The following is a 25,646-nucleotide window of genomic DNA, read 5'->3' on the forward strand; positions in this document are numbered from 1 at the left end:
TCCCCTTGTTTGTATTATCGGATTTGCTGTTGATGGAAAGAGCGCTAGCCGCCCAGATAGGCCTTCTTGACCTCCGGGTCCTCCATCAGACCGTCGCACGGGCCGGATGCCACGATTTCGCCGGTATCGATGACGTAGCCTCGGTGGGCGAAGTCGAGGGCGAGCTTGGCGTTCTGCTCGATGAGCAGGATGGTCATGCCCTCGGCGTTCAGTTCCTTCAAGGTACGGAACATGTCGTACATGAGCAGTGGGGCCAGCCCCATGGAAGGCTCGTCCAGCATGATGAAGCGGCAGCCGGACATGAGCGCCCGGCCCACGGCCAGCATCTGCTGCTCGCCGCCGGAGAGGGACTCGCTACGCTGCTTCTTACGTTCGGCCAGACGGTGGAAGAGTGAATAGACGCGATCATAGTCGCGGTCGATCTCCGCCTGCCCGTCCTTGCGGGCATAGGTGGCCAGCTTGAGATTTTCCTCCACAGTAAGGTTGCCGAAGATGTGGCGGCCTTCCGGCACCAGGGCCAGATGCAGGTCCGCGACGATCTTGTCCGGCCCCATGCCAAGGATGGATTCGCCTCGGAAGCGGATGTCGCCCTTGGTGATCTTCGGTGCTTCGGGCGGGGGCAGCTGGGCCACGGACATGAGCGTGGTCGATTTGCCCGCGCCGTTTGCTCCGATGAGCGTGACGATCTCGCCTTCGCCCACCGTGAAGCTGATGCCGTGCAGGGCCTCGATATTGCCGTACTTGACGTACAGGTCGGTGACTTCGAGAAGAGGCGTTATCATATGTTGTCGTCTCCAAGATAGGCCTTGATAACGGCCGGGTTGGATTGAATGTCTTCGGGCGTGCCTTCGGCAATGGTCGAGCCAAAGTCGATGACCTTGATCCATTGGCACAGGGAGGTCACGACCTTCATCTGGTGCTCGATCATCAGGATGGTGATGTCGAAGGTCTTATGAATCCATTTGACCAGCTTGATGAGGTCCTCCACATCCGCCGAGTTCAGTCCGGCTGCGGGCTCGTCGAGGAGCAGCAGCTTGGGACGGATGGACATGGCCCGGGCGATCTCGACACGGCGTTGCAGGCCGTAGGGAAGGTTCTTGGGCAGTTCCATGGCCACGTCGGTCAGGGACATGGCGTCCAGCAGCTTCTCGGCAATCTCCAGGATGTCGGCTTCGCACTTGCGGTACTTACGGCCACGGATGATGGAATCCCAGACCGAGTAGCCCATGCGGTAGTGCTGGGCGATGCGGATGTTGTCCAGCACGGTCATGTCGTGCCATAGCCGGATGTTTTGGAAGGTCCGGGCAACGCCGAGGGACGTAACCTGGTGCGGTTTCAGCCCTGCAGTGGGGGTGCCGTCCAGGGTGATGGTTCCCTCGGTGGGCTGATAGAAACCGGAGATCAGGTTGAAGATGGTCGTTTTCCCGGCGCCGTTGGGGCCGATAAGGCCCATCAGTTCGCCGCCTTTCATTTCCACGCTGAATTCGGAAACGGCCTGCAGGCCGCCGAAACGCTGGGTGAGACCGTCGATTGTAAGCAGACTCATGACGGCCCCCTATTTGAACGTGTAGTATTTCTTGAGTTTCGGGAACACGTCCGACAACTCCTTGTTACCCATGATGCCCTCGGGCCTGAACTGCATGATCAGGACCAGGAGCAGCGGGATCAGCACCCACTTGATGACGCCTGCCGATGGTTCCCAGTCCGGGAAGATCAGCGTGGCCGGTGCGAGCAACACGTCCATGATGGCCTGGGAGCGCAGGAGCTCCAGCAGCATGGTGAAGACCACGGCCGAGATGACGGCGCCCGAGAGGGAGCCCATGCCTCCCAGATAGACCATGACCATGGCTTCGGTGGACTTGAGGATGTTGAAGGACTGCGGGTTGACGTAGCCGACGATGTGGGCGAACAGGCCGCCCGCGCAACCGGCCAGGCCCGCGGATATCATGAAGTTGATCAGTTTGATCTTGTTGGTGTTCACCGACATGATTTCGGCGGCCACCTCGTCCTGGCACACGGCGTTGACGCCCTTGCCGTAGGTGGAGGTGATGAAGCGCCGGATTACCCAGATGGTAAAGGCGGTGAACAGGATGACCCAGAGGAGCATCCAGGGGATGTTGGCCACGTCGCGCATGGCCCAGACCGTGTCCTTCATGCCCTGGAATCCGCGGGAACCGCCGATGAAGTCCATGTTTTCGATGGCCGAGATGACCATGTAGTTCACGGCCAGGGAGATGATGGCCAGGTAATCGTCACGGGTCTTGAACGCGGGAATGGCGACCAGGATGGAAACCAGGGAGGCCACTGCGCCGCCGATGAGGATGATGATCGGGAACACGACGAAAGCCATGGCGCCGGGCAGTACCGGGGAACCGAAAGCCTTGCCGAAGAACAGCACGGAAAGAGCCGAGGTGACGTAGGCGCCGGTACACATGAAGGCGGCGTGCCCGCAGGTGAATTCGCCCATGTTGCCGTTAACCAGGTTGAGCGAGGTGGACATCATGATGTTGATGCCCACGTACATGATGACGGCCTGAATGTAGTTGTCGATGATGTGGAACTGGGCCAGGGCAAGCAGGACAAAGGCCAGTCCCGCCATGAGGACGTTGAGAGAATATTTCTGCATGATTTTCTCCCAACTAGATCTTTGTGGACTGCGGCATGCCGAACAGTCCGGTCGGTTTCATCCACAGGATGACGAGCAGAATGGTGAAGGCGAACAGATCTCGGTAGGTGGACGGGAAGATGGAGACCACGCCGACCTCGATGAAGCCGAGCAGGAATCCTCCGTAGAATGCGCCCCGAATGTCGCCGATGCCGCCGACGACCGCCGCAATGAATGCCTTCCAGCCGATCAGCATACCCATGAACGGTTCCAGGACCGGGTAGGACATGGCGAACAGCAGGCCCGCGAGACCGGCGAAGCCGGAACCGAGGATGAAGGTGAAGACTATGATCTGGTCGATGGGGATGCCCATGAGCGGGATGGCAAACTTGTCGTAGGAGATGCCGCGCATGGCCATGCCGATCTTGGTCTTGGTGACGATGAAGTTCAGGATGATGAAGACGGCGACGGCCGCCACGATGACGATGACCTTGAGGTTGGTCATGGTGACGTCGCCAAAGTGCCAGACGGTTTTGTGGATCAGCTCGGGAAATTTGAGTCGGCTGGCGCCCAGGAAGGCGAGGTTGCCGTATTCGAGGATCAGACCGCACATGAGGGCGGTGATGACCACATAGAGCCGGTGCGCGCCTTTCCGCCGGAGCGGACGGTAGGCCACGCGTTCCAGAAACACGCCGACGCAGGCTGTCAGCGCCATGGTCAGAGGCACGGCGAGGATGAAGGAAAGCGTTGGGGAAAGGCCGACAGCCGGGCCGAGCAGGAGCCCGGCCACGAAGAAGGCGATGTAGGCCCCCACCATGAAGATGTCGCCGTGGGCGAAGTTGATCAGACGCAGTACGCCGTAGACCAGGGTGTAGCCCAGGGCGATGAGCGCGTAGAAACTTCCCCATTGCAGGGCGTTCAAGATATTTTGGATGATGAAGTCCACGATAGTTCTTCCTGAATGAGTTGCTGCGGTTATTTCTCCCGGACCCTGGCCCGGCAGTTTTTAGAAGGGCGGAGGCCTTGCGGCCCCCGCCCGGAATGGTCAGGCGTTAGAGGTGTCTAGGGGCAGACGGACTGTTCGAAGACGAACTCGCCCTTGTCCGAGATCTTGACGACCACGGCGCACTTGATGGGGTCACCCTGGGCATCGAACTTGGACTTGCCGGTGATGCCGTCGAAGGACTTGATGGAAGCCAGGCCGTCACGGATCAGCTTGCGCATGGCGACGGGGTCGGGATCGACCTTGCCTGCATTCTGGATGCCCTGCACGAGCAGGCCGATGGAGTCCCAAGTCAGGGCCGCGTAGTCGGCCGGGACGGTGCCGTAAACCGCCTTGTAGCGGTCGATGAAGGCCTTGGTGGCGCCGGAGGCACCGGCAGCGGCATAGTGAGTGGAGAAGTAGTTGCCGTAGCACTGCTCGCCGCAGAGCTTGATCAGGTCCGGGGTGCCCCAGGCATCGGAACCCATGAAGGGACCCTTGTAGCCGAGGTCACGCGCCTGCTGAACGATCAGGGCAACCTGGTTATAGTTGTCCGGAACAAAGATGAAGTCCGGGTTTGCGGCGACGATGGTGGTCAGCTGGGCCGAGAAGTCCTGGTCCTTGGTGCCGTGGGACTCGAAGGCAACAACCGGGCCGAGGCCCTTCTTTTCCCAGGCGGCCTTGAAGATTTCGGCCAGACCCTTGGAGTAGTCGTTGGAAACGTCGAAGAGGACGGCAGCCGTCTTGGCGCCGAACTTCTGGGACGCGAAGTCGGCAGCGACCGGGCCCTGGAACGGATCCAGGAAGGCGGCGCGGAAGACCCACGGACGATCCTTGGTGGCGTTCGGGTTGGTGGACCACGGGGAGATCATCGGGCAGTGGTTGTCGTTGCAGGTACCGCCAGCGGGCACAGCCTGCTTGGAAGAGTTGGGCCCGATGATGGCGACAACGTTTTCCTGATCGATAAGCTTCAGGGCAACGTTGGTAGCGGACTCTGCCTTGGACTCATTGTCCATGTAAATGAATTCGACTTTGTACTTCTTGCCGCCTACTTCCAGGCCGCCTGCATCATTGATGTCCTTGAGGTACATCATGGCTGCATTCTTGGAGCCCTCACCAACCTCCGGAATGTCTCCGGTAAGGGGCAGGTTGAATCCGATTTTGATGGTTTTGGGTTTGTCTTCACCGCAACCGGCAAGCAGCAGGGCGGTTCCGATAAGCATCAGGCAAAAGATGCCAGCACGTTTCAGAAAAGTTTTCATCAATATCCTCCTCTCATGGGTATTACAGCAGTCTGCCGCTGAAACAAGCTTAGTCAATACACGAAACCTTGTTTAAATAAAAGACTTTTTGCTCCTAACATTTTTGCAAATCGGTTGATCTGCAAGAATAAAGTTCGTCTTTTTGCCGAAATTACAGGCTGTTTTTTTCTGAAAAAGAAATTATGCCGAAGGAAAATTTTCATAAATGTCAAGAGCCGGCATCTGACGCAAAAATGCCGGATTCGGTCCGATTTCGGGCACGGAAATGCCGGGCGCAACAAAGCGTCCTGCAAGGGAGATAAAGGCAGGAGAATAGGGCCTTTCGGCCCTTGGCGGTGGAGGTGTGCTAGCGGAGGAGGGTGGTGGAAACGTGGTCGGCGACGAAGGCCAAAAGTTGGTTGAGGCACTCCGTAACGTCGTTATTGGCAGTATCCAGGTGCAGATCCGGGGTTTTCGGAGCCTCATACGGTGCGGAAACACCGGTATAGTTCTTGATTTTGCCTTCCCGCGCCAGCTTGTAGTAGCCCTTCACGTCCCTCGTCTCGCAGACTGCGGCCGGGCAGTCCACATGTATGAGGTAAAAATCACCGGGTTCATGCATGGCGCGCAGTTTTTCCTGCATTGCATGGCGGGGCGTGATGAAGGCGCAGAGGCAGATTATCCCGGCGTCCATGAAGAGTTTGGTCATTTCGCCTATCCGGCGAATGTTCTCGGTGCGGTCTTCCGGGGAGAAGGAAAGATCACCGCACAGGCCGTGACGGACGTTGTCGCCATCAAAGGTATAGACTGTGGCGCCCAGGTCGAAGAGCCGCTTTTCCAGGGCGTGGGCCAGGGTCGATTTGCCTGCGCCGGAAAGCCCCGTGAACCAGAGCGTAACGGCGCGGTGTCCGTTGCGCTCCTCTCGATGCTCCCGGCAGACCTCACCCCGGAATTCGCAGAGCATTTCCTTAGGCTTCATCGTTTTTCTTTTCCTCGGTGCACTGTTTTTTGGACTTTTTCTCTGTCTCCTCGTCGCGCAGCGCCCGCCGGAGCACCTTGCCGACCATGGTCTTGGGCAGCTTGTCGCGAAATTCGACTTTGCGGGGGACCTTGTAATTGGCCAACTTTTCCCGACAGTAGGCGATGACTTCGTTGCGGTCCAGGGATTCGCCCGGTTTGACAACTACGAATGCCTTGACGATCTCGCCGCGTGTCTTGTTGGGGATGCCGACGCTGACCGCTTCTTCGATTTTAGGATGCGTGTGCAGCACCTCGTCGATCTCGCGGGGGTAGATGTTGTAGCCGCCGGAGATGATCAGGTCCTTTTTGCGATCCACGATGAAGAAATAGCCGTTCTCGTCCATGGTGGCGATATCGCCGGTGTAGAGCCAGCCGTTGCGCAGAACATCGGCAGTGGCGTCGGGCCGGTTGTAGTAGCCCTTCATGATCTGGGGGCCGCGTATGACCAGTTCGCCCCGCTTGCCGGGGGGCAGTGGGTCGCCGCCTACCTCCATGTCCACGATCTTAGCGTCCGTATCCGGAAAGGGAAGGCCGATGGAGCCGTTCTTGCGCACGCCCAGCAAAGGGTTGAAGTGGGTGACGGGCGAGGCTTCGGTCAGGCCGTACCCCTCGTAGATTTCGCTGCCGGTACGCTCGGCGAACTGGCGCATGTGCTCCACGGGGATGGGGGCCGAACCCGAGACACAGCAGTTGATGGATCGCAGATCGTACTTGTCCACGTCCTTTTGCTGCAACAGGGAAATGTAGAGGGCCGGGGCTCCGGGGAAAACCGTGGGTTTGAGCTTCTGGATGCCCTTGAGCACGTCCTGCGGGACGTAGCGTGGGAACGGTGCCAGCGTGGCTCCCATACTGGTGGGCCAGGTCAGGCAGGTCGTCATTCCATAGATATGGAAATAGGGGAGAATGCCGAGGAAGGTCTCCTTCTGCTGGCCCAGATTATGGATCATGGACTGGCATTGCTGGAGATTGGCTCCTAGGTTGAAGTGGGTGAGCATACACCCCTTGGCTACACCGGTGGTGCCGCCGGTATACTGGAGCAGAGCCATGTCCTCCGGGTCCACGCGGTTTTCCGTGAAGGTCTCGCTGCCCTTGGTCAGCGTCTTGAAGGGGAGGACGGACTTGCCGTCAAAAGGCACTTTGGGGGAGGAATTGTTCTTCTTTGCCTGGAGCTTGTACAGCCAGCTGAGGGGAAATTTGAGTCCGTCCGCAATGGAGGTGACGAAAAATTTTTCTACAGGAATGGAATCACGCAGCTGCTCCAGCTTGGGCCACAGCAGGTCCAGCGTAATGCAGCAGCGGACCCCTGCGTCGTTGAACTGGTGGATGATCTCCGTTTCCATATACAGCGGATTGGTCATGACGCCCACGCCCCCGGCCCGGAGAACGCCCCAGAAGGCCATGATGGTCTGGGGCAGGTTGGGCAGCATGATGGCGACGCGGTCTCCCTTGCGAACACCGGCCCGGCGCAGATTGGCGGCGATGATCTCGGTCCGCTTCTTGAGCTTGGCGTAGCTGATGGACCAGTTCTTGAAAATTATGGCGGTGCGCTTGGGGTACTTGTGCGCGGCCCTGTCCAGGAACTTGAACAGGGGGATGCGCTCGTAATCCAGGTTGGCCGGAACTTCCGGGTCGTAGGAGTTCAGCCAGGGACGATCTAGGGTCTCCATGAAATATCCTTGATGCAGTGTATTGCCCTCCGCGGGCGAGAACGTGGGGAAGGTATAATAGGCGGTGTTTCGGGTCAATATACAGTGTTGGAAACAGGGCGTTTCTTTGACGGAGAGTTAACGCACGGCCCTTGGGGCTGCAATCCGGGCTCGATGCCTTCGGCCCGTTCCCTCGGCAAGGAGAACAGGAAAAATAGTTTATTCGGTTGGTTAACAATATCGCTTTCTGCCCATGGACATAGTGAGTCCGATTGGCAAATATATTGCATTATGCCGCGATGCCGGGAATGGTGGCAGGGATTGCCACATTAAGGATTAAAGAAATCCGACAGACCTGCCGATCATTCAGTATGTCAACGATTCGACCTGACGGGAAAAGTCTGATGGTAACAGGCAAAAGTGCCGGAATCGTTGGCGGGCGGCTGTTGACAGGGTGCCGGAGCACGACTAGGGTCGTATCATGACTGCCGGAGATATTGTAATAGCCGGTATGGATCATTGACCGAACGAATGGATGAGAGGCCGATGCCAGGAAATGGTGTGGATGGAAATACGAGAATGCTGATAACCGAGGGCGCCTATCTCAAGCCGAGCAAGTCAACGCGCGTCCTTGCGATACTTGACGCACTGTCGCGGGACTCGAGCCTTTCCCAGTACGAACTGGGGAGGCGGCTCAATTTGTCCGGCGCGATGGTCAATCAGTATCTCAAACAGATGCAGTCCACTGGCCTTGTGGAATTTATGCCGGTCAACGGCAAGAGTTACCGCTATACCCTGACGGACAAGGGACAGCAGGAGCGGCGGGAGATGTTCTCCAGCTATTCCTCCGAGACGGTACGCCTGTACACCAATATCAAGGAATTTGTGCTGGAAAAACTCGCGTTTCTGCGCAAGGAGGGAAAGTTCCGGCTTGCGCTCTTCGGTGCGTCCGAAACCTGCGAGGTCGTGCTCTCCGCATTGCGCGGCACGGATTTCAAGGCGATTATCCTTCTGGACAACGACAAGAAGAAACAAGGGCAGATTTTCAACGGACATGTGGTTTCCGCGCCGCATGTTCTGGATCAAGTGGACTGCGATGCCGTGGTTATCACCTCTTTCGGCAAGCAGACCGAGATCTACGAGCAACTCAGGCCGTACTCCGAAAAGCGCGGGTTTCAAATCGTGAGATTCTGACATGACCAACAAAGATTCCATCACGCTGCGTTCCGGCGTCGGCATCGGCCGAGGCCATCCCTGCTTCATCGTTGCCGAAATAGGCAACAACCACCAAGGCGAGTTCGACATTGCGAAGCGCATGATCGACGAGGCCGCCAAGGCAGGAGTTCAGGCCGTCAAATTTCAGAAGCGCGACATGGAGGCGCTGCTGACCCGCGAGGGCCGCGCCGCTCCCTATACCGGGTGCAACAGCTTCGGCCCCACCTATGGCGAGCACCGCAACGCCCTGGAACTGTCCATCGAGCAGATGGCCGAGCTCAAGACGTATAGCGAGTCCATAGGTCTGGTCTTCTTTGCCTCGGCCTGGGATGATCCCAGCCTGGTGCAGATTTTGGATTTGGATGTCGAGCTGCTCAAGATATGTTCTGCGGATCTGGTCAATGTGCCTCTGGTGCGCAAGTATGCCCAGGCGAACATTCCGGTGATTCTGTCCACGGGCATGTCTTCGCTGGAGGACATCGACGTGGCCATGGCCGAGATCCACAAGAGCCACGAGGAAGTTGTACTGCTCCATTGCAACTCGACCTATCCGTGCCCGGAGGACCAGATCGGCCTGCCGGTTATGGATGCCCTGCGGGAGCGCTACCATGTCCCGGTGGGATACTCCGGCCACGAACGGGGCATCGGCCCCAGCGTGGGCGCGGCCGCCCTCGGTGCCTGCGTGGTGGAGCGTCATTTCACCCTGGACAAGACCCTCAAGGGTACCGATCATCAGGCCTCGCTGGAACCGGCGGAACTCGCCGCCATGGTCACGATGATCCGCGAGGTGGAGCGCGCGCTTGGCGTCAAGGGCAAGAAGGTTTTTCCCGACGAGCAGGCAGCGGCCAAAAAGCTGCGCAAATGCATCGTCTTTTCCCGCGATCTGCCCGCCGGACATGTGCTGGCGGAGACCGACCTGACCACCCGCAGTCCGCGCCTGGGCGTCTCCCCCGTGCATTGGGACGAGGTCATCGGGGCTGTGCTCAAGCGGCCGGTGAAGCATGAGGAGCCGGTGCAGTGGGATACGTTGAATCTGGGCCAGACGGACTGCGTGGGTGCTGCCACATCGTAGTTACGACCCTGCCGAAAGAAGAAAAGATGCTGTTTCGCCTGGTGCGGAACAGCGTTTTTTTTGCCATGAACCGAAAAAATCATTTAACTAACCCGGCGAGAATGCTAGGCAGTAAAAAGCAGAAGGTTTGTGCAAGGAGGGAAAATGAGCGAACAGGATATTTTGCTGGAAACCGGCACCAACGAACTCGAGATCATCGAATTCTTCGTTCGCGAAGAGATCAATGGCACCGTGGAGACTCAGTATTACGGGGTAAACGTCGCCAAGGTTCTGGAAGTGGTCGAAGCCCCGGAGGGCCTGGAAGGTTCCGAGGCCGCCTCTCATCCCAGTTTTCTCGGGACCATTCCCCTGCGCGATCTGATTCTTCCGGTGGTCGATCTCAGCGTCTGGCTGGACGTGGAACGAGCTAAAAGCTTGAACGAGCCGATCATCGTCACCGAGTTCAACGGCATGATTACCGGTTTTCTCGTTTCCGGCGTGACCCAGATTCATCGGGTGAACTGGAAGGAAGTGGAGCCGCCGAGCAAGTATGTGGCCAATATGGCCACCAACTGCATTACTGGCACCATCCAGATCAAGGACCGATTCGTGCTCATGCTCGACCTGGAGCAGGTACTGGCGGACCTGGATGAATCGGGCAATACCCGGGCGTCTCTTTCGAGTATCGTCTCCGATGAGCGCTACCATGCGTTGATCGCGGATGATTCGACCTCGGTGCGCGAGCTGTTGCGCAATAATTTCAACAATGCCAATTTTGAGGTGACGTTGGCCAGCGACGGGGCCGAAGCCTGGAATTTCCTCAACGGCATCAAGGCGCGGTCGCAGGAGGAGGGCAAGAGCCCACTGGACTATCTGGATGTGGTCGTCTCCGATGTCGAGATGCCGCAGATGGATGGGTACACCCTGACCCGTACCATCAAGGAGGACCCGGTGCTCAATGTCCTGCCTGTTACCTTGTTTTCCTCCCTCATTTCCAAGGCCGTATTGCATAAGGGCAAGGCCGTCATGGCCGACGCTCAGGTGACCAAACCGGAGTTTCACGGTCTTACCGAAAAGGTTCTGGATCTGGTCAAGGGGTGGCGGGAGAAGGTGGAAGCCTGATTCCGGGGCGGCCCGATAACGTGCCGAGACACGAAAAGTTCAAGCCCCGCGAGGAATTCCCCGCGGGGCTTGAACTTTTCGTGCCCGCCGTTTCGGTGTCTACGTTTGCTGTTAGCCGATTGCTTCGCCGATGCACTTGCGCAGGGAGCTGACGCCACAGGAGTGGTGCATGAGAACGGGGATGTCGCGACCGCGGACGGCATCCAGAACGTCCTTGCGAGCCTTGTGCGAGACCTTATTGGTGAACAGGACCACGAAGTCCACGTTGCCCAGGGAACCGGAAATTTTTCGCTCCTTGCCGGTAAAGCATTTCAGCTTCACCCCGCTTTTTTCCGCTTCGTTTTTGTAGTCCCTATGCAGCCTGTCCATTCCACCGATTAATGCCGCGCACATAACGCCTCCTGTGTTTGAATGAAAATGAAATTCGTTTTCAATTAACTTTGTGATAGACGAGAAAACGGTTGGGCGTCAACAGAAAGTTGGAAAAAGTTTTTCAAGGAAAAACGTTGGGCGGAATGAAGACAGGCTGGGGAGATGAGCCGGTCTATGTGTTGCCGGAGGCAAGAACCAGGGATGGAGGAAAGGGGCTACCTTTCGTCCGCGCAAAAGCGGGTGAACTAGCGAGGCATGTCCGTATGGGACAACGGGCGGAATTATTTATTGTTGGTCAGCAGGCCAGTCCGATTCGGGCGACATCTCGCGCAGGGTACACGGCTTGGCCTTGACCACGCGATTGCCCTTGCCCTTGTCCGCAATGTCCGGCGGGGTGCCGACGAATACGTTGACGTTGCCGCCCAGAAAAACCTGGTTGCGAAATGGCGTGAAGTCGTTCAGTTCGGTCCAGGCAAAGGTGTTGGCCGAGCCTTCCAGAGACTCGAAGGGATGGCAGTAGATGGCATAGCGTCCCCGACCGCGCACCCGGTTGTTCGAGAAGAATCCGCGCGACCCGGTCTGGACAATGCCGCGCGCATCCCGCCCGGCCGCGAGCATGATGTCGTTGCAGATGATCACCAGATCGTCGGCATAGAGTAACATGCCGGTGGAGCGTTCGCCTCGCGCCTCGATGCGGTTGCCGGTCATGGAAATACGGTTGTTGAGAGCGATGTCCGTGCCGCCACGGGTATCGAAGTACCAGCCTGCCACAATGCCGTTGGGCCCAAATTTGTTGGGATACTCGATGCCTTCCTCGGATGTGGTGATCGTGTTGTCGTCGATGACGATTTTGCCCGCGCCTTTGAGGCCGAGGTAGTTGTCCAGCACCTCGATGCCGTTTCGCGAGGCGTGGCTGATGGTATTGTTTTCAATGCCGAGGTCCGCCCCGGTGGTCCAGTCCGCCACTACGCCGTAACCCGCCGTGACGTTCGGTCGGTCCACCTTCATGAGGAAGGTGTTTCCGGCAATGCGGATGACGCCGGTGGCCGCTCCCTTGACGCGCCGGGAGGGGGAATCGATGCGGTTGCCCACCACGACTCCGGCGGCAAATTCCATGGTGTCCCCTTCGCTCCACTCCCGTTTTAGCTCCTGGGGGCGTATCTCCGATACCACACAGCCCCGGATATCCAGCCCACCGACGTAGGTGAAGTGCATGGGCGTGCCCGATGCCCGGCGGAAGTGGATGGCGTGGACGGCCACCACCGGCCCCTTGCCTGCCGGAGGCGCGCCGGGAACCGGCAGGGGGGAATAGAAGGTCCAGCGCCCGCCGGAAATGACGGTGGTCGGATTCCCGTCCGTATCCTTTTCGCCCCGGATGCGCACGCTACGCCTCAGCTTGACCTGGCCGTCATCGCCGAAATCGAAATGTCCGCGCAGGAGGACTGTCCCGCCGACCTCGACGGCCTTTTGGACATTGGCCACATCCTGGGCCGGATTGCCGGTGCCGATGACGGTTTGATCGGCCAGTGCCGGAAGGGAGAGGGCGAGAAACAGGATGGCGGCCACCGCGAAAGTACGCATCATATCCTCCGTTGCGGGATTCGGTTTGCGCCAAGGTACCCGGTTTGTTGCCGCAGTTCAATGCGCGTCGGAGTATCTTCGGACGAGTTATTTTTTGTCCCCTTGCAGTTGTTTCCCAAGCCGGATGTACGTTAAGAGAGTGATAATCGACAACTGTCAAAGCCGCCCTGCTGGCGGCATGGGGGAATGGAAGGGATGCGACTGAGAACTCGAATGACGCTGATGCAGGTAGTCACGGTGCTTGTTGCCATCATTGCCTTGTGCTGGGTGTTTGTGCAGCAGATTTCCAGCTATGCCGAAACCGAAATGGAAAACTACAGGCAAGAGGCCTTGGGCGACAGGAAACAACAGCTTGAGGACTTTGTGTCCATGGCCGACGGTACCATCCAGAATTACTATGACCGCTCACAGGATGTGGAAGGACTGAAGCTGGCGAAACAGGATGACCTGAAACGGGTGGTGGATGCCGTATGGGGACAGGTGAAGCACTACTACGACACCCATGCCGGGAATCTTACACATGCGGAACTTCTCAAGGGTCTCTCGGAGCTGGTGCTGCCGGTCCGTTTTGACGGTGATAATTACGTTTGGATACAGAATCTGGACAATGTGATTCTGGTCCACCCGTCGCCCAAGCTGGCGGGCAAGCAGATGGGGGATCTCAAGGATACCAAAGGGAATCGCATCATTGCCGACATGACCGATATTGCAAAAAGTCAGGGCTCGGGCATGTCTTCCTACTGGTGGCCCAAGCCGGGCGAGACCGAACCGAAACTCAAGATTTCCTATGTGCGCATCCTGCCCGAGGCGGGGTGGATTGTCGGAACCGGTGCTTGGATCGAGGATATCTCCGCCGAGATGAAGAGCGCCGCCTTGGCTCAGGTGGCCAAGATGCGTCTGACGGACGGCAGCTATTTCTGGATCAATGACCTGACGCCGCGCATGGTCATGCATCCTATTTCGCCTGAGATGGACGGCAAGGATCTGAGCGGAATTACCGACACCAAGGGAAAGGCCTTCTTCCGTGAAATGACCGATGTTGCCAAAAGGGACGGTGCCGGATTTGTACGCTACGTTTGGGAAAAGCCGGGCCAGAAAGGCGAATTCCCCAAGCTCTCCTATGTCAAACTGTTCAAGCCCTGGGGTTGGGTCGTGGGCATGGGCATCTATGTAGACGATATCGATGCCGCCGTGGCCGTTCGCCAAGCCTCTCTCGACAAGACCGTCACCACCATGATTCAGGTGGTGCTGGGCATATCGCTGCTTCTCGCCTTGCTTGGGCTGGGGGCCGGTATCTTCGGGGCCCGGTCGGTTACCAACATCATCGGCGGCGAGCCTTCCGAGATAGCGGGGATAGCTACCAGGGTTTCCGGGGGCGACCTGCGCATTGCCGGGCCGGATAAGGGAAAGGCGCTCGGCATCTTCAAATCCATGCAGGATATGGCGGGCAACCTGCGCGGCGTGGTCGGCGAGGTGCAGAGCGCCACCGACAACGTTGCGGCTGGCAGCGAGGAGCTTTCCGCGTCGTCGGAGAGTCTGTCCCAGGCTGCGGTGGAGCAGGGCGCTTCCATCGAGGAGGTCAGCGCCTCATTGGTGGAGATCGTCGGGTCCATCAAGAAGAACGCCGAAAATGCGGATATTACCAGCCGGATTGCCGAGACCTCCAATGAGGACATCCAATCCGGCGGCAAGGCCGTGCGCCGAACCGTTGAGGCCATGCACAATATAGCCGACAAGATCGGGCTCATCGAGGAAATAGCCCGACAGACCAACCTGCTGGCCCTGAACGCCGCCATCGAGGCGGCCCGTGCCGGAGAGCAGGGCAAGGGCTTTGCCGTGGTGGCTTCGGAGGTCCGCAAACTGGCTGAGAGGAGCGCCAACACGGCCAAGGAAATCGGTGAACTTTCCGTTTCCAGCGTGAAAGTGGCGGAGGAAACCGGCGAGCTCTTCGGTCGTTTGGCCCCGGAGATCGGCAAGACCGCTGATCTCATTCGCGAGGTGGCGGCCGTGTGTAACGAGCAAAGTCATGGCGTGCATCAGATAGAAATTGCCATGGAACAGCTCGACAAGGTCATCCAGCAAAATTCCATGGCCTCGGAGGAAATGGCCTCCACCTCGGAAGAGCTGGCCAGCCAGGCTGCCGCGCTGCAGGACTCCATGCGGTATTTCCAGGTGGATAACTTGTCTGGCGATACTCGTGTCGTCAGTGTGAAACGGAATGCACGCGAGCTGCCGCCGGGCGATGGTGCGGAATTCTCGTAGGAGGGATCAATAACCCCGATGGTGGGGGATTTCCTTGCGGCCCCGGCTCATGAGCCGTCTGCCGATATCCCGCCGGTCCTGTAGGAAGACGGCCTTGGCCACGGCCTGGCACGCTTCTTCCGGGTCTCCGCCGTTGCGCAGGGACTCCACCTGTTCCCTGAGGGCTTTCGCAATGTGCGACTGGTCCGCCCAGGCCGGATATTTGCTCCAGTAGTCCACGGCCAGTGCCACTTCGCCCAGCTTGGCCGCCGCGTATCCGGCGTGCAGAAAAGCGTCCGGAATCGGTTTGATCGCCAGACAGCGGTCCAGCACGTTGATAGCGTCTCGGTCCCGGCCAATGCGCGTGTAGGCGATTCCCGCCATGACCAGATGGGAGGGACGCACGTCCTTCCCTGCCGCGTCCTTCACTTTCAAATGTTCGTCAAAGGCATCGGCCGCGCGTCGAAAATAGGTCTCGGCCGTCTCAAAGTCCCGACGAACCTCAGCGGCACGACCACGCTCCAAATTTTTCTCGCCCTTGCGGCTCGGTGGAATCAGCTTGCTTAAAAAGGACATGGCATCAGACTAGCCGCTTGGCGCGCGTCCGGCAAGGGGAGGGAAGAATGCCTCCGGCGGCTTAAGAACCTTTTGAAAAAGGTCCTTGAGAATCTCCAAAACTTTTTGGTTCCGCTTCGCGGGGGGCATGGCACGTCTTTTAAACCCCGCACAAACCGCGCGTCAGCGCCAACAAAAAGTTCTGGAGAGTCCAGAGAACCTCTTTCAAGAGGTTCTTTGGTCCCGCCGAAGGCGACTCCCGGTAGGGCCGCCGGAGGCAAAAAAAGAGGCCGGACAGTTGCTGTCCGGCCTCTTGATGTTCATTTTGCGGAAGAGAGAGACTAGTCTTCCTCGGCTGCGGGGGTCTCGAACACGGCGCATTCCGTGGTCAGGAGCATGGAGGCGACGCTGGCTGCGTTCTGCAGCGCGATGCGGGTCACCTTCTTGGGATCAATGATGCCTTCCTTGACCAGGTTGACGTATTCGCCGGTGGCGGCGTTGAAGCCTTCGTCACCCTTCATGTTCTTGACCTTCTCGACAACAACGGTGCCTTCCAGGCCGCAGTTGTTGGCGATCTGCTTCAGGGGCTCCTGAATGGCGGCGGCGATGATGTTCACGCCTGCCTGCTCGGTGTCTCCACCGGCCTTCAGCTTGGCCAGAACCTTGCCTGCGCGGACCAGAGCGGTTCCGCCGCCGGGGATGATGCCCTCGTCGACAGCGGCGCGGGTGGCGTTCAGGGCGTCTTCCACGCGGTCCTTGCGCTCCTTCATCTCGATCTCGGTGGCAGCGCCGACCTTGACCACGGCAACGCCGCCGACCAGCTTGGCCAGGCGTTCCTGGAGCTTCTCGCGGTCGTAGTCACTGGTGGAGTTGGCCATCATGTTGGAGATCTCGTCGCAGCGGGCGTCGATGGCTTTCTTGTCGCCGGCGCCGCCCACGATGAGGGTGTTCTTCTTGCTGACGACCACGCGCTTGGCGGTACCGAAGTCACCGGGCTTGATGGATTCCAGAGTGGTGGCGGTGTCTTCGCTCACCGGGGTGCCGCCGGTCATGATGGCGATGTCGCGGATCATTTCCTTGCGGCGGTCGCCGAAGCCGGGGGCCTTGACGGCGCAGACCTTGATGGTGCCGCGCATGGCGTTGATGGTGATGCCTGCAAGGGCGTCGTTCTCAACGGTCTCCGCAATGATGAGCAGGGGACGGCCAGCCTTGGCAACGGCCTCCAGGATGGGAACCAGCGGCTTGATGCTGGAAATCTTGCCTTCGGACAACAGAATGAACGGATTTTCGAAAACCGTTTCCTGCCTGTCGTGGTCGGTGACGAAATAGGGGGAGAGCCAGCCGTTGTCCCACTGCATGCCTTCCACGACATCCAGCTCGGTGGTGAAGCCCTGGGACTCTTCGATGGTGATGACGCCGTTGTCGCCGACCTTCTCCACAGCCTCGGCCAGCAAAGCGCCAATGGTTTCGTCGTTGTTGGCGGAGATGGTGCCGACCTGGGCGATCTCGGAGGTCTTCTTGACCGGCTTGGCCATCTTGTCCAGCTCGGCTACGACGGCCTCGACAGCCATGTCCACGCCGCGCTTGATGGCCATGGGGTTGCGTCCGGCTGCCAAGAGCTTGACGCCTTCGTTGAAAATGGCCTGGGCCAGCACGGTGGCTGTGGTGGTGCCGTCACCGGCAATCTCATTGGTCTTGGAGGCCACCTGCTTGACCATCTGGGCACCCATGTTTTCGAGCTTGTCTTCCAGCTCGATCTTCTCGGCCACGGTCACGCCGTCCTTGGTCACCTGGGGAGCGCCCCAGGACTTTTCCAGCATGACGTTGCGGCCCTTGGGTCCGAGGGTGACTTTAACGGCGTCGCCCAGAATGTTGACGCCGCGCTGCATGCCCTCACGGGCTACTGCTTTGTAATCGATTGTTTTAGCTGCCATGGTATGTCAGTCCTATGCGATGTTCTGTTTTCGTAGTGGGTTAGGCGAAGACACCGAGGATGTCGTCTTCCTTCATGATGACCAGTTCGTCACCGTCCACGGAGAACTCGCTGCCCGCATACTTGGCGAACAGGACGGTATCGCCCTCCTTGACGGTCTTGCAGTCGGGACCGGCGGCCAGGACCTCGCCCGCCTGGGGCTTTTCCTTGGCGGAGTCGGGGATGTAGATGCCCCCGGCGGTCTTTTCCTCTTCTTCCTTCCTCTTGACGATCACGCGATCATGCAGCGGTTTCAGAGCCATTGGCGAATCTCCTTATGCAAAGATTGCCGCCCCGGAGGCGGCGGTTGGTTTCGACTGGGCACCAAGATAAGAACGGCCTCTTCGTTGTCAACAGCACCAATGCATGTTTTTTGCCGGACTGTTTTCCGGCTGCCCTTGAAAAGAGGCGCGAAGACCGGTACCACTTTATATAGATACAAAGAAAAATGAGATAAGGAGAAGAAAATGGATTCCGAGCCGAGGCGGCTGGTGGTTGTGTCCAACAGGCTCCCCGTGGCCCTGAGGGAGAGCGGCAAGGGAGAGTGGGAAGTCAAAGTGGGAGGCGGAGGACTGGTGACGGCGCTTGCCCCGGTGCTTCGAAATCGGGGCGGCATGTGGATAGGCTGGTCCGGGGCGTCGGATACCGGCGCGGATGTGGATGGCCTGCTTGCCGAATACTCCGTGGATGCCGGATATGATCTGCATACCGTCTCCCTGACAAAGGAGGAAGTGGACGGCTACTACTTCGGTTTTTCCAACGAGATCATCTGGCCCCTCTTTCATGACCTGCAGACCCGCTGCCGGTTCGACCCCGAATATTGGCGAATGTATTTGGACGTCAATTTCAAGTTCGCCGAGACAGTGGCCCAACTGACCACGCCCGAGGATTATGTCTGGATTCATGACTATCACCTCATGCATCAGGCGTTTTTCCTCAAATCCATGGGCGTCAAGCGGCGTACGGGATTCTTCCTGCACATTCCCTTTCCCACGCCGGACATATTCATCAAGCTCCCCTGGCGCTGGAAAGTCATCAAGGCCCTGACCGAGTTCGATCTGGTCGGCTTCCATACCCTGCAGGACAGGCGCAACTTTGCCGAGTGTCTGCGTCGTCTCATGCCCGAGGCCAGGATATCCGGGCGCGGGGCCGTGGTCACCGTGGATATGGGCAACCGCAAATTCCGGCTTGGCGCGTTTCCCATCTCAATTGATTTCAACCAATTCAACAATCTGGCAAAGCAGCCGGAAGTGGCGAGCGAGGCATTCAGACTCAAGGAGGCCTTGCGGCATCGCAAGATTATTCTGGGTGTGGACCGGCTGGACTACACCAAGGGCATCCCGGAGCGCATCCGATCCATTCGGACCCTGTTGCGCCGTTATCCGGACATCAAGGGAAAGTTCAACTTTGTCCAGGTGGCCGTGCCCAGCCGCGAGGAAGTGGGCGAGTACAAGGAACTCAGGACCGAGATAGAATGGCTGGTGGGCCGGGTGAACGGCGAGTTCTCTTTCCCAGGCTGGGTGCCTGTGCACTACCATTACCGCAATCTCCCCCGTGAGGAGCTGGTGGCTTTTTACGCAGCGGCGGATATCGGGTTGGTCACGCCGTTACGCGACGGCATGAATCTGGTGGCCAAGGAATATTGCGCCGCAAGCACGGACGACGACGGCGTGCTCATCCTGAGTGAATTTGCCGGGGCTGCGGCCCAGTTGCAGCGGGATGCCTATCTGGTCAATCCCTATGATACCGAAGGGGTGGCCAGGGCGCTGCACCGCGCGCTGCACTGGGAGAAGACGCAGCGGAGGGAACATATGTCCCGGCTCAGAGATCAGGTGCGCCGCAACAACATCTACCGTTGGGTGGATTCCTTCCTTAAGGCCGGGATTGCCCGCAAGCTGGGTGACTTCCCGGAAGTGGAGACCCTCCGGCTGGAGCGGGGCTGAGCGCGCCGTGTTGACCCTGCGATGTGCGGACTGCCGCCGCAAGCTGTGGAAGTATTACAAGATCGGTCCCGGTGAAGTACATCGGTGCCACAAGTCGCGCATCCGAAAGGTCTGGCAGCTGGAGGAGCGGGACGGCAAGGTCTGGTGTGCCTGCGGCCGGGCCGTCGGGCTGGACAGGGGAAGCTACTTTACCATGGACAAGAAGGCGTTCACCTATTCCGGCACCAAGGACACCGCATAGCGAAAGTCTGAAAATGAGCGGTCGGCGTTTTGCTCTGAATAAAACAAGACCCCTCGCATACGCCGTGTATGCGAGGGGTGAAATTTTTGCGTTGGCGTTCCGCTCCACAGGGGAGAGGGCGTCGGCTTGGGATGGAGTTATTTCCCGCTTTCGCCAAAGAAGGCAAAGTTGTCCTTGCCGGCGGCCTTGACCTTGTACATGGCCTGATCGGCGGCTTCGAGCATTCCGTTCATGTCCGAGCCGTGCTCGGGAAACATGGCGATGCCCATGGATGCGCCGGTGGCCACACGCTGTCCGTCGATGACATAGTGGGAGCGGAGCCGCTCCACGATCTGCCCGGCCATTCCGGCCACGAAACCCCGGTCCGGCGCCTTGGGCAGGATGACGATGAATTCATCGCCCCCCAGCCGGTAGGTCGTACCGTTTTGGCCCACCACGTAGTTCATGCGTCGGGCGGCCCGCATGAGCAGTGCGTCGCCCGCCTTGTGCCCCAGGTTGTCATTCACGGACTTGAACCCGTCCAGATCGACAAAGAGGACGGCCGCCTTGGCGTCCGCATCCTTGGCATCGGAGAGGGTGTTGGGCAGTTCCTCTTCCAGGGCCAGCCGGTTCTTCAGCCCGGTGAGCACGTCGCGATAGGCCAGCCGTTCTGCGTCGCTTTCCCGGGCCGGGTCATGTACCGTACAGAAATAGGCATTGTGGTCAGGGGAGAAGATGACGTTCCAGTTGAGGCGGATGTGGTTGCCGTTGTCGCACCGGAAGCGGAAGGAAAAAGTGGTGGAACCGATATCGGACGTGATCAGCTTCTGCATGTCCGCAAGCGCGCGTTCCCGGTCATCGAAATGGATGTACTCCATCAGGTAGGAGCCCTGGAGCTGTTCGCGCCCCAGGCCGGTGCTCTTGTCCCAGTGCGTGTTGACGTCCTCGAACTGTCCCTCCAGGGAAATGACCGCGCACATGTCCGGCGAGAGGGAGAGCCATGCATAGCGCTCCACATAGAACAATCGTTCCAATATATACGGGTCGTTGCATTCGTTTATGAGCCAATCGATGTCCATGGACAGACCCATACAACGTTTGCTTTGGCCTTGCCAGCAAAAATGGGAATTATTACAGAAGGACAATTAGTAACGCCCGGCTATGTCGGGAATACGGGTTGACACGCGCGCCCAAGTCCTTGAAAGTGCTCAGGACTGCAATTTCATTTTTCGGGAGGAGATCGTGAGGAAAACCCTGTTCTTTTGTGCCGTGCTGCTGGTCGTATCGCTGCTGGCGGCTCCGGCGGCCCTTGCTCAGGACAAAAAATGTAATGCCATCCCCTGGGGCGAGCCCATTTCCGCTGTGGAACAGCTTGAGTTTTCCCACACTGCGGGGGGTATCCGGTATTACAAGGTCAAGAAAGTGGAGTCCTGCGGGATATCCAAGATTGAAGACACCCGCGTGACCTATGCCTTTCGCGAGAACAAGCTGTATGCCACCATCATCGAGATCGACAAGGCGCGCGACGTCAAACACGTCATCTCCATTCTCATGGATGAGTACGGTCTGCCCGACCATCACAAGAGTGGGAGCTGGGATGTCTACGAATGGGAAAACGACAAGCTCAAGATCAAGCTCAAGAGCGAATATCTGACCGACCGCATCAAAATCGGCATGTATTACAAGCCGCTTATTCCCAAGGAATAGCCGCAATATGCAATCATGAAAAAGGGCCATCCCCGGCGGGATGGCCCTTTTGTCGTTGTTGGGGTCAGAGGACCCGGCGGGCGCCCAGGTAGTGCTTTCGCCAGTAGGCGTTGTCAATTCGGGATTCCATGACCTGTTTGCCGGAACTGGGGGCGTGGATGAAGGTGCCGCGGTTCGTGACGATGCCAACGTGCAGCCCCTTTTTCTTTTTATCCACCTGATGGAAGATGAGATCGCCGGGACGCAGCTCGCTGCGCTTTATCGGCTTTCCGGCTCCCAGCTGTTGCCAGGAAAGGCGCGGAATCTCCACGCCGTTTCGGTGAAACGCGTACCAGGCCAGACCGGAGCAGTCGAATCCCTGGTCCGGGGATGAACCGCCCCACTTGTAGCGCACGCCGAGCACCGACCGGGCGGTTCGGATCACGCCTGCCGCCTTGGTGCTTGCGGATCGGTGGATGGTCGCGCCGGAAGAAACCGGGGATGCCGGGGGCGGGGTCCGCTTTGCAGCGCAGCCTCCGGCCAGGAGCAGGGACGGGATCAGACAAACCAGCAGCCAGAGCCGTTTCCGGTCTTCGGAAAACAGACGGCTGGCGGATGATGCTCCGAACATGGCTCCTCCGGTTGGTTGTCGATCATTTTACGGTCAGGAAGCTCTTGACGGAGCGAACGCCCTCAACGGACCGGGCGTGGGCTTCGGCGGCCGCTTTTTCGGCCTGGGAACCCATGATGCCGAGCAGGACCACGTTGCACTGCACGATGTTGATGTCGATGTTGGTGGACCAGATGTTCTTGTCGTCCACCAGCTTGGACTTGAGCTTGCCATAGAGGGAGGCTGTGTCCACAGTGGAACATCCTTCGTCGTCGGCCTTCTTGGGCAGCAGGTAGGTGGTTACCGTGTGCACCCCCTGGATGTTCTTGGCGATCTTGACCGCACGGTTGACCTGTTCCCGGCTTTCATATTCACCCACGATGTAGACATGGCCCCGGTATGAGTAGGCATCGTAGTCCAGGTACTTGACCAGATCGTCGGCCAGGAAGTCTTTTTCGATGGTCAGGGAAATATTCTTGTCGTCCACCCACTGACCGGCGGTTCGCTCGTCCACGGCCACGTCATAGGCTGCGCAGGCATTGAGCAGCAGCATGGCCGCAAACAGGGCGAGAATCGTCGACAGTGTTGATTTCTTGTTCATGTTTCCTCCAAGAGGTTTTCTAGATATTGTTTGCATAGCTATTTCCTTCCGGCGGCGCAAGCCTGTGCGAGCGGTGGAGGATAGTATGCCTATCCATCTTTCAGGCCGAGAGAGAGGGGGGCTGGATGGTCGGGACTGTTTAATCGAAGAGTTGGCCGAGGACCGTGTGCAGGAGGTGGGGTTCTATCGCCCACTTGCCGGACCAGCGCGGCGGCAGCTTCAGGGTGAGATCCTCCACGCGCATGGCAAAGCAGTGCAGCCGCATGGGCGGGTGGTCCCGGCCTGTTCCGTATTTGCGGTCGCCGACAACCGCGTGGCCGCGTGAGGCGAGCTGGACTCGAATCTGGTGGGTGCGGCCTGTGAGCAGGCGGATGGCGAGCAGGCTGTGCCTGCGGCCGGTGACAAGCGGCGTTATCCGCGCCCTGGCAGGCTTGCCCGACCCGGTGCCGACCCGTTGCGAGCCGGGAGAGCCCTTTTTCTCCATCCGGTCCGTCAGGAGCACGGTGTCGGTTTCGGGCCATATGCCCTCTACCCATGCCAGATAGACCTTGGCCACGCCGCCCGAGGCGAAGAGGTCGTTGAGCCGCCGCAGGGTGGTATAGTCCCTGGCGGCCAGGAGCAGACCGGAGGTGTCCCGGTCCAGCCTATGGGCCAGGGTCGGGGGGAAATCGTCATTGCCATACAAGGCGGCCAGCCGGGAGATGACGGAGTCGTTTATCTTGTCGCCGCCGTGAGCGGCCAGTCCGGCGGGTTTGGCAACGGCAAGGATATGCTCGTCCTCATAGGCTATTGCCAGGTGGACATTCTCATTTTGGGGGTTCGGCTTTTGGTCGGCCGCGTGTTCGCCAGCATCATATGGAGGGATGCGGACCGTCTGTCCCGCCTGAATGCGGTCAAAGGGTTTCTTGCGTCCCTTGTTGACCCTCACCCGTCCTTTGCGAATCCATTTCTGGATGGCGGAGCGGGGAACCGCGCCATGCAGTCGCCGCTCCAGGAACTGGAGCAGCTTTTGGCCGGATTCGGCCTGGGTCACGATAACGGTCTGGGCGCTGGGCATAACAATATTCTTCGGCCTGTCCCCGGCTGGGGCAGGTCTTGGCAATGGCCGGGGGCCGGGGCTGCGTGAGCATACCCGGATCAGTCGTATGTCGGCAAGGAGCCGTTTATTGCATCAGTCCGGGCAGTCCGGTCACCAGACATGGAAAGAGCATGAGCAGGGCCACGCAGAAAATGTAGGCGACCAGGAAATAGGTTGCCCCCTTGAAAACACCCGCCATGGTCACATCCTTGGACATGGAGGCCACGATGAACAGATTGACGCCAACCGGCGGGGTGATGGCTCCCAGGGTGGTGACGATGGTGATGAGCACGCCGAACCAAAGCGGATCGAAACCCATGGCCGTGACCACCGGGAAGAAGATGGGGATCGTCACCAGGAGCAGTGCCAGGGCGTCCATGACCATGCCGCCGATCACGTAGATGAGGCAGATGACCAGAATGATGACCATAGGCGGGATGGGCAGCCCGGCGACGAATCCGGCGGCCTCGAAGGGGAGCCGGGTGATGGCCAGGAAGCGGCCGAAGATGACCGCGCCCAGCATGATGACCATGATCATGCAGGAAATGCGGAGCGAATCGCTCACCGCCAGACAGAACCCCTTGAAGGAAAGTTTGCGAGAAATGACTGAAATGATCAGGGACAGGGCCGCGCCCGCCGCGCCCGCCTCTGTGGGGGTGAAGAGGCCCATGAACAGGCCGCCCATAACCAGCATGAAAATGATGACCATCTCGATGGAGCCGGGCAGGGAGCGGATTTTTTCGGCCAGCGTGGTCTTGGGACCGGCCGGGCCCCAGTCGGGGTGGCGCTTGCACAGATACCAGACCGTGCCCATGAACAAAGCTGTGAGCAAAATGCCGGGAATCATGCCGCCCACGAAGAGTTTGGCAATGGATTGACTGGTCTGTAATCCGATGATGATGAGTACCACCGAGGGCGGGATGACCACGCCCAGGGTTGCTCCGGCCGCGACCGCTCCGGCGGAAAGTACCGGGTGGTAGTTGAATTTTTTCATCTGGGGCAGGGCCACGGTGGACATGGTGGCGGCGGTGGCCGAGTTGGACCCGCATATGGCGGCGAATCCGGCGCAGGCGAGGATGGTCGTCATGCCCAGGCCGCCCCGGATTTCACCCATCCAGGCGTAGGCGGACTTGTAGAGCCGCTCGTTGACGCCGGAGTAGAAACAGATCTGCCCCATGAGGATGAACAGGGGGATGACCGTCAGACCGTATTTGGAAAACACGTTCCACAGCTCGGTGCCGAGCATACCTTTGGCCGCGTCCCAGTTGAGTACGTAGGCGAATCCGATGAATCCGATGATGCCCATGGCAAAGGCCACGGGGATGCGCAGGAGGAATATGGCAACGAGCAGGATGAGGGTGCCGACGATGCCGGCGGTGATCGGGTCCATTACTGCACCTTGTCCGCGGTCAGTGTTTTCAGGGTGTCCACCAGCAGGATGAAGGACAGGGCGAAGCAGCCTGCCGAGGTGGCGAACACAAAGGGATGGTAGACTATCTGAAGCGATTCGGAGAGTTCGCCCGTCATGATCAAAAACTGCGCCCATTTCCAGGTTTCCACTCCGGCCAGTACGAAGAACGCGCAGGAGGCCAGACTGCTCAGGGCATCGGCCATGCGGCGAACGGGTTGGGGGAAACGGCTCAGCAGCAGCCCCACGGCAATGTGCGCCTTGCGCCGCTGGGCGATGGCCAGGGAAAAGGCCGCCACCACCGCCCCCATGAAGCCCATCAGCTCGAAGGTGCCCTGTACGGGAACCCAGACCGCGCGCAGCACCATATTGGTGCAGGCCAGACACATCATGCCCACCAGAAACAACCCGGCCAGCAGGGAAAGCCCCCGGGCTATCCATTCACTCAATCGGTCCAGTGCGTTGATCATTGGAAAAAGGCGTCCCCCGCCGAAGCG

25 protein-coding genes are annotated in these 25,646 nt (G+C 59.0%); 7 read left to right on the forward strand and 18 right to left on the reverse strand.

Annotated elements, in window-relative coordinates; genetic code table 11:
- Window positions 1–44: 44 nt before the first annotated feature.
- The 7 genes from ACI0FG_RS01100 to ACI0FG_RS01130 all read right to left on the reverse strand — a co-directional run bounded on the left by ACI0FG_RS01100 (window position 45) and on the right by ACI0FG_RS01130 (window position 7,515).
- Window positions 45–782, reverse strand: coding sequence for an ABC transporter ATP-binding protein (locus tag ACI0FG_RS01100; protein ID WP_419786713.1), 738 nt, complete (start codon window positions 780–782; stop codon window positions 45–47).
- A complete protein-coding gene (locus ACI0FG_RS01105; RefSeq protein ID WP_419786714.1) occupies window positions 779–1,546 on the reverse strand; it encodes an ABC transporter ATP-binding protein in 768 nt (255 codons plus the stop codon). Before ACI0FG_RS01105 ends, ACI0FG_RS01100 begins: the two co-directional genes overlap by 4 nt.
- A gap of 9 nt (window positions 1,547–1,555) precedes the next feature.
- A complete protein-coding gene (locus tag ACI0FG_RS01110) occupies window positions 1,556–2,626 on the reverse strand; it encodes a branched-chain amino acid ABC transporter permease (protein ID WP_419786715.1) in 1,071 nt (356 codons plus the stop codon).
- A gap of 13 nt (window positions 2,627–2,639) precedes the next feature.
- The gene (locus tag ACI0FG_RS01115; RefSeq protein ID WP_419786716.1) at window positions 2,640–3,551 is read right to left on the reverse strand and encodes a branched-chain amino acid ABC transporter permease; all 912 of its coding nucleotides are present in this window, start codon (window positions 3,549–3,551) and stop codon (window positions 2,640–2,642) included.
- Between the two features lie 116 nt (window positions 3,552–3,667).
- The gene (locus tag ACI0FG_RS01120) at window positions 3,668–4,849 is read right to left on the reverse strand and encodes an ABC transporter substrate-binding protein (RefSeq protein WP_419786717.1); all 1,182 of its coding nucleotides are present in this window, start codon (window positions 4,847–4,849) and stop codon (window positions 3,668–3,670) included.
- Between the two features lie 346 nt (window positions 4,850–5,195).
- Entirely contained in the window at window positions 5,196–5,807 is a 612-nt protein-coding gene (gene cysC / locus ACI0FG_RS01125; RefSeq protein WP_419786718.1) for an adenylyl-sulfate kinase, read from the reverse strand.
- A complete protein-coding gene (locus tag ACI0FG_RS01130; protein WP_419786719.1) occupies window positions 5,797–7,515 on the reverse strand; it encodes a long-chain-fatty-acid--CoA ligase in 1,719 nt (572 codons plus the stop codon). The genes cysC and ACI0FG_RS01130 overlap by 11 nt, the downstream gene beginning before the upstream one ends.
- Before the next feature lie 558 nt (window positions 7,516–8,073).
- Here ACI0FG_RS01130 and ACI0FG_RS01135 point away from each other — a divergent pair.
- The 3 genes from ACI0FG_RS01135 to ACI0FG_RS01145 all read left to right on the forward strand — a co-directional run bounded on the left by ACI0FG_RS01135 (window position 8,074) and on the right by ACI0FG_RS01145 (window position 10,882).
- Window positions 8,074–8,688, forward strand: coding sequence for a winged helix-turn-helix transcriptional regulator (locus ACI0FG_RS01135; RefSeq protein WP_419786720.1), 615 nt, complete (start codon window positions 8,074–8,076; stop codon window positions 8,686–8,688).
- Window position 8,689: 1 nt separating this feature from the next.
- Window positions 8,690–9,781 (forward strand): N-acetylneuraminate synthase family protein, encoded by a 1,092-nt coding sequence (locus ACI0FG_RS01140; protein ID WP_419786721.1) that lies wholly within the window; start codon window positions 8,690–8,692, stop codon window positions 9,779–9,781.
- A gap of 144 nt (window positions 9,782–9,925) precedes the next feature.
- Window positions 9,926–10,882: a chemotaxis protein gene (locus ACI0FG_RS01145; protein ID WP_419786722.1), complete on the forward strand. Its 957-nt coding sequence runs from the start codon at window positions 9,926–9,928 to the stop codon at window positions 10,880–10,882.
- 111 nt (window positions 10,883–10,993) lie between these two features.
- Here ACI0FG_RS01145 and ACI0FG_RS01150 read toward each other — a convergent pair whose 3' ends face one another.
- Together ACI0FG_RS01150 and ACI0FG_RS01155 are read right to left on the reverse strand one after the other, a co-directional pair.
- Window positions 10,994–11,275 carry a DUF2325 domain-containing protein gene (locus ACI0FG_RS01150; protein ID WP_419786723.1) on the reverse strand — a complete coding sequence of 94 codons (282 nt, stop codon included), beginning with the start codon at window positions 11,273–11,275 and terminating at the stop codon, window positions 10,994–10,996.
- A 264-nt stretch (window positions 11,276–11,539) separates the two neighbouring features.
- On the reverse strand, window positions 11,540–12,838 hold the full coding sequence (locus ACI0FG_RS01155) for a right-handed parallel beta-helix repeat-containing protein (protein WP_419786724.1): 1,299 nt from the start codon (window positions 12,836–12,838) through the stop codon (window positions 11,540–11,542).
- 192 nt (window positions 12,839–13,030) lie between these two features.
- Between ACI0FG_RS01155 and ACI0FG_RS01160 the strand changes: the two genes are divergently transcribed.
- Entirely contained in the window at window positions 13,031–15,097 is a 2,067-nt protein-coding gene (locus ACI0FG_RS01160) for a methyl-accepting chemotaxis protein (protein ID WP_419786725.1), read from the forward strand.
- Between the two features lie 6 nt (window positions 15,098–15,103).
- Here the strand turns inward: ACI0FG_RS01160 and ACI0FG_RS01165 are convergent, their stop codons facing one another.
- The 3 genes from ACI0FG_RS01165 to ACI0FG_RS01175 form a co-directional block, all read right to left on the reverse strand.
- The gene (locus ACI0FG_RS01165) at window positions 15,104–15,652 is read right to left on the reverse strand and encodes a tetratricopeptide repeat protein (protein WP_419786726.1); all 549 of its coding nucleotides are present in this window, start codon (window positions 15,650–15,652) and stop codon (window positions 15,104–15,106) included.
- Between the two features lie 320 nt (window positions 15,653–15,972).
- Complete coding sequence (gene groL / locus ACI0FG_RS01170) at window positions 15,973–17,565, reverse strand: chaperonin GroEL (protein ID WP_419786727.1); 1,593 nt, start codon at window positions 17,563–17,565, stop codon at window positions 15,973–15,975.
- A gap of 40 nt (window positions 17,566–17,605) precedes the next feature.
- Window positions 17,606–17,866, reverse strand: a complete 261-nt coding sequence (locus ACI0FG_RS01175) for a co-chaperone GroES (RefSeq protein ID WP_419786728.1) — start codon at window positions 17,864–17,866, stop codon at window positions 17,606–17,608.
- Window positions 17,867–18,070: 204 nt separating this feature from the next.
- On the opposite strand from ACI0FG_RS01175, the gene ACI0FG_RS01180 reads away from it, so the two are divergent.
- Window positions 18,071–19,546 carry an alpha,alpha-trehalose-phosphate synthase (UDP-forming) gene (locus ACI0FG_RS01180; RefSeq protein ID WP_419786729.1) on the forward strand — a complete coding sequence of 492 codons (1,476 nt, stop codon included), beginning with the start codon at window positions 18,071–18,073 and terminating at the stop codon, window positions 19,544–19,546.
- Window positions 19,547–19,553: 7 nt separating this feature from the next.
- Window positions 19,554–19,787 carry a hypothetical protein gene (locus tag ACI0FG_RS01185; protein WP_419786730.1) on the forward strand — a complete coding sequence of 78 codons (234 nt, stop codon included), beginning with the start codon at window positions 19,554–19,556 and terminating at the stop codon, window positions 19,785–19,787.
- 137 nt (window positions 19,788–19,924) lie between these two features.
- Here the strand turns inward: ACI0FG_RS01185 and ACI0FG_RS01190 are convergent, their stop codons facing one another.
- Window positions 19,925–20,857, reverse strand: coding sequence for a diguanylate cyclase domain-containing protein (locus ACI0FG_RS01190; RefSeq protein WP_419786731.1), 933 nt, complete (start codon window positions 20,855–20,857; stop codon window positions 19,925–19,927).
- A 151-nt stretch (window positions 20,858–21,008) separates the two neighbouring features.
- On the opposite strand from ACI0FG_RS01190, the gene ACI0FG_RS01195 reads away from it, so the two are divergent.
- Entirely contained in the window at window positions 21,009–21,473 is a 465-nt protein-coding gene (locus ACI0FG_RS01195; RefSeq protein ID WP_419786732.1) for a hypothetical protein, read from the forward strand.
- Window positions 21,474–21,537: 64 nt separating this feature from the next.
- Here the strand turns inward: ACI0FG_RS01195 and ACI0FG_RS01200 are convergent, their stop codons facing one another.
- From ACI0FG_RS01200 to ACI0FG_RS01220, 5 genes are all read right to left on the reverse strand, one after another.
- A complete protein-coding gene (locus tag ACI0FG_RS01200) occupies window positions 21,538–22,083 on the reverse strand; it encodes a C40 family peptidase (protein ID WP_419786733.1) in 546 nt (181 codons plus the stop codon).
- Window positions 22,084–22,105: 22 nt separating this feature from the next.
- Entirely contained in the window at window positions 22,106–22,663 is a 558-nt protein-coding gene (locus tag ACI0FG_RS01205) for a BON domain-containing protein (RefSeq protein ID WP_419786734.1), read from the reverse strand.
- A gap of 139 nt (window positions 22,664–22,802) precedes the next feature.
- A complete protein-coding gene (locus ACI0FG_RS01210; RefSeq protein WP_419786735.1) occupies window positions 22,803–23,720 on the reverse strand; it encodes a pseudouridine synthase in 918 nt (305 codons plus the stop codon).
- 106 nt (window positions 23,721–23,826) lie between these two features.
- Window positions 23,827–25,131: a TRAP transporter large permease gene (locus ACI0FG_RS01215; protein WP_419786736.1), complete on the reverse strand. Its 1,305-nt coding sequence runs from the start codon at window positions 25,129–25,131 to the stop codon at window positions 23,827–23,829.
- Complete coding sequence (locus tag ACI0FG_RS01220) at window positions 25,131–25,619, reverse strand: TRAP transporter small permease (RefSeq protein ID WP_419786737.1); 489 nt, start codon at window positions 25,617–25,619, stop codon at window positions 25,131–25,133. The genes ACI0FG_RS01215 and ACI0FG_RS01220 overlap by 1 nt, the downstream gene beginning before the upstream one ends.
- Between the last annotated feature and the right edge of the window lie 27 nt (window positions 25,620–25,646).

Origin of the sequence: Pseudodesulfovibrio sp. 7M6 (assembly GCF_050058625.1) — a bacterium.
In the GTDB taxonomy this organism is placed as follows: Bacteria; Desulfobacterota; Desulfovibrionia; order Desulfovibrionales; family Desulfovibrionaceae; genus Pseudodesulfovibrio; species Pseudodesulfovibrio salinus.

What these genes read in the sequence shown, in the direction of transcription:
- ACI0FG_RS01100 (WP_419786713.1), bottom strand. Translation starts at nt 782, where the DNA reads ATGATAACGCCTCTTCTCGAAGTCACCGACCTGTACGTCAAGTACGGC.
- ACI0FG_RS01105 (WP_419786714.1), bottom strand. Translation starts at nt 1,546, where the DNA reads ATGAGTCTGCTTACAATCGACGGTCTCACCCAGCGTTTCGGCGGCCTG.
- ACI0FG_RS01110 (WP_419786715.1), bottom strand. Translation starts at nt 2,626, where the DNA reads ATGCAGAAATATTCTCTCAACGTCCTCATGGCGGGACTGGCCTTTGTC.
- ACI0FG_RS01120 (WP_419786717.1), bottom strand. Translation starts at nt 4,849, where the DNA reads ATGAAAACTTTTCTGAAACGTGCTGGCATCTTTTGCCTGATGCTTATC.
- cysC (WP_419786718.1), bottom strand. Translation starts at nt 5,807, where the DNA reads ATGAAGCCTAAGGAAATGCTCTGCGAATTCCGGGGTGAGGTCTGCCGG.
- ACI0FG_RS01130 (WP_419786719.1), bottom strand. Translation starts at nt 7,515, where the DNA reads ATGGAGACCCTAGATCGTCCCTGGCTGAACTCCTACGACCCGGAAGTT.
- ACI0FG_RS01135 (WP_419786720.1), top strand. Translation starts at nt 8,074, where the DNA reads ATGCTGATAACCGAGGGCGCCTATCTCAAGCCGAGCAAGTCAACGCGC.
- ACI0FG_RS01140 (WP_419786721.1), top strand. Translation starts at nt 8,690, where the DNA reads ATGACCAACAAAGATTCCATCACGCTGCGTTCCGGCGTCGGCATCGGC.
- ACI0FG_RS01145 (WP_419786722.1), top strand. Translation starts at nt 9,926, where the DNA reads ATGAGCGAACAGGATATTTTGCTGGAAACCGGCACCAACGAACTCGAG.
- ACI0FG_RS01150 (WP_419786723.1), bottom strand. Translation starts at nt 11,275, where the DNA reads ATGTGCGCGGCATTAATCGGTGGAATGGACAGGCTGCATAGGGACTAC.
- ACI0FG_RS01155 (WP_419786724.1), bottom strand. Translation starts at nt 12,838, where the DNA reads ATGATGCGTACTTTCGCGGTGGCCGCCATCCTGTTTCTCGCCCTCTCC.
- ACI0FG_RS01160 (WP_419786725.1), top strand. Translation starts at nt 13,031, where the DNA reads ATGCGACTGAGAACTCGAATGACGCTGATGCAGGTAGTCACGGTGCTT.
- ACI0FG_RS01165 (WP_419786726.1), bottom strand. Translation starts at nt 15,652, where the DNA reads ATGTCCTTTTTAAGCAAGCTGATTCCACCGAGCCGCAAGGGCGAGAAA.
- groL (WP_419786727.1), bottom strand. Translation starts at nt 17,565, where the DNA reads ATGGCAGCTAAAACAATCGATTACAAAGCAGTAGCCCGTGAGGGCATG.
- ACI0FG_RS01175 (WP_419786728.1), bottom strand. Translation starts at nt 17,866, where the DNA reads ATGGCTCTGAAACCGCTGCATGATCGCGTGATCGTCAAGAGGAAGGAA.
- ACI0FG_RS01180 (WP_419786729.1), top strand. Translation starts at nt 18,071, where the DNA reads ATGGATTCCGAGCCGAGGCGGCTGGTGGTTGTGTCCAACAGGCTCCCC.
- ACI0FG_RS01190 (WP_419786731.1), bottom strand. Translation starts at nt 20,857, where the DNA reads ATGGGTCTGTCCATGGACATCGATTGGCTCATAAACGAATGCAACGAC.
- ACI0FG_RS01200 (WP_419786733.1), bottom strand. Translation starts at nt 22,083, where the DNA reads ATGTTCGGAGCATCATCCGCCAGCCGTCTGTTTTCCGAAGACCGGAAA.
- ACI0FG_RS01205 (WP_419786734.1), bottom strand. Translation starts at nt 22,663, where the DNA reads ATGAACAAGAAATCAACACTGTCGACGATTCTCGCCCTGTTTGCGGCC.
- ACI0FG_RS01210 (WP_419786735.1), bottom strand. Translation starts at nt 23,720, where the DNA reads ATGCCCAGCGCCCAGACCGTTATCGTGACCCAGGCCGAATCCGGCCAA.
- ACI0FG_RS01215 (WP_419786736.1), bottom strand. Translation starts at nt 25,131, where the DNA reads ATGGACCCGATCACCGCCGGCATCGTCGGCACCCTCATCCTGCTCGTT.
- ACI0FG_RS01220 (WP_419786737.1), bottom strand. Translation starts at nt 25,619, where the DNA reads ATGATCAACGCACTGGACCGATTGAGTGAATGGATAGCCCGGGGGCTT.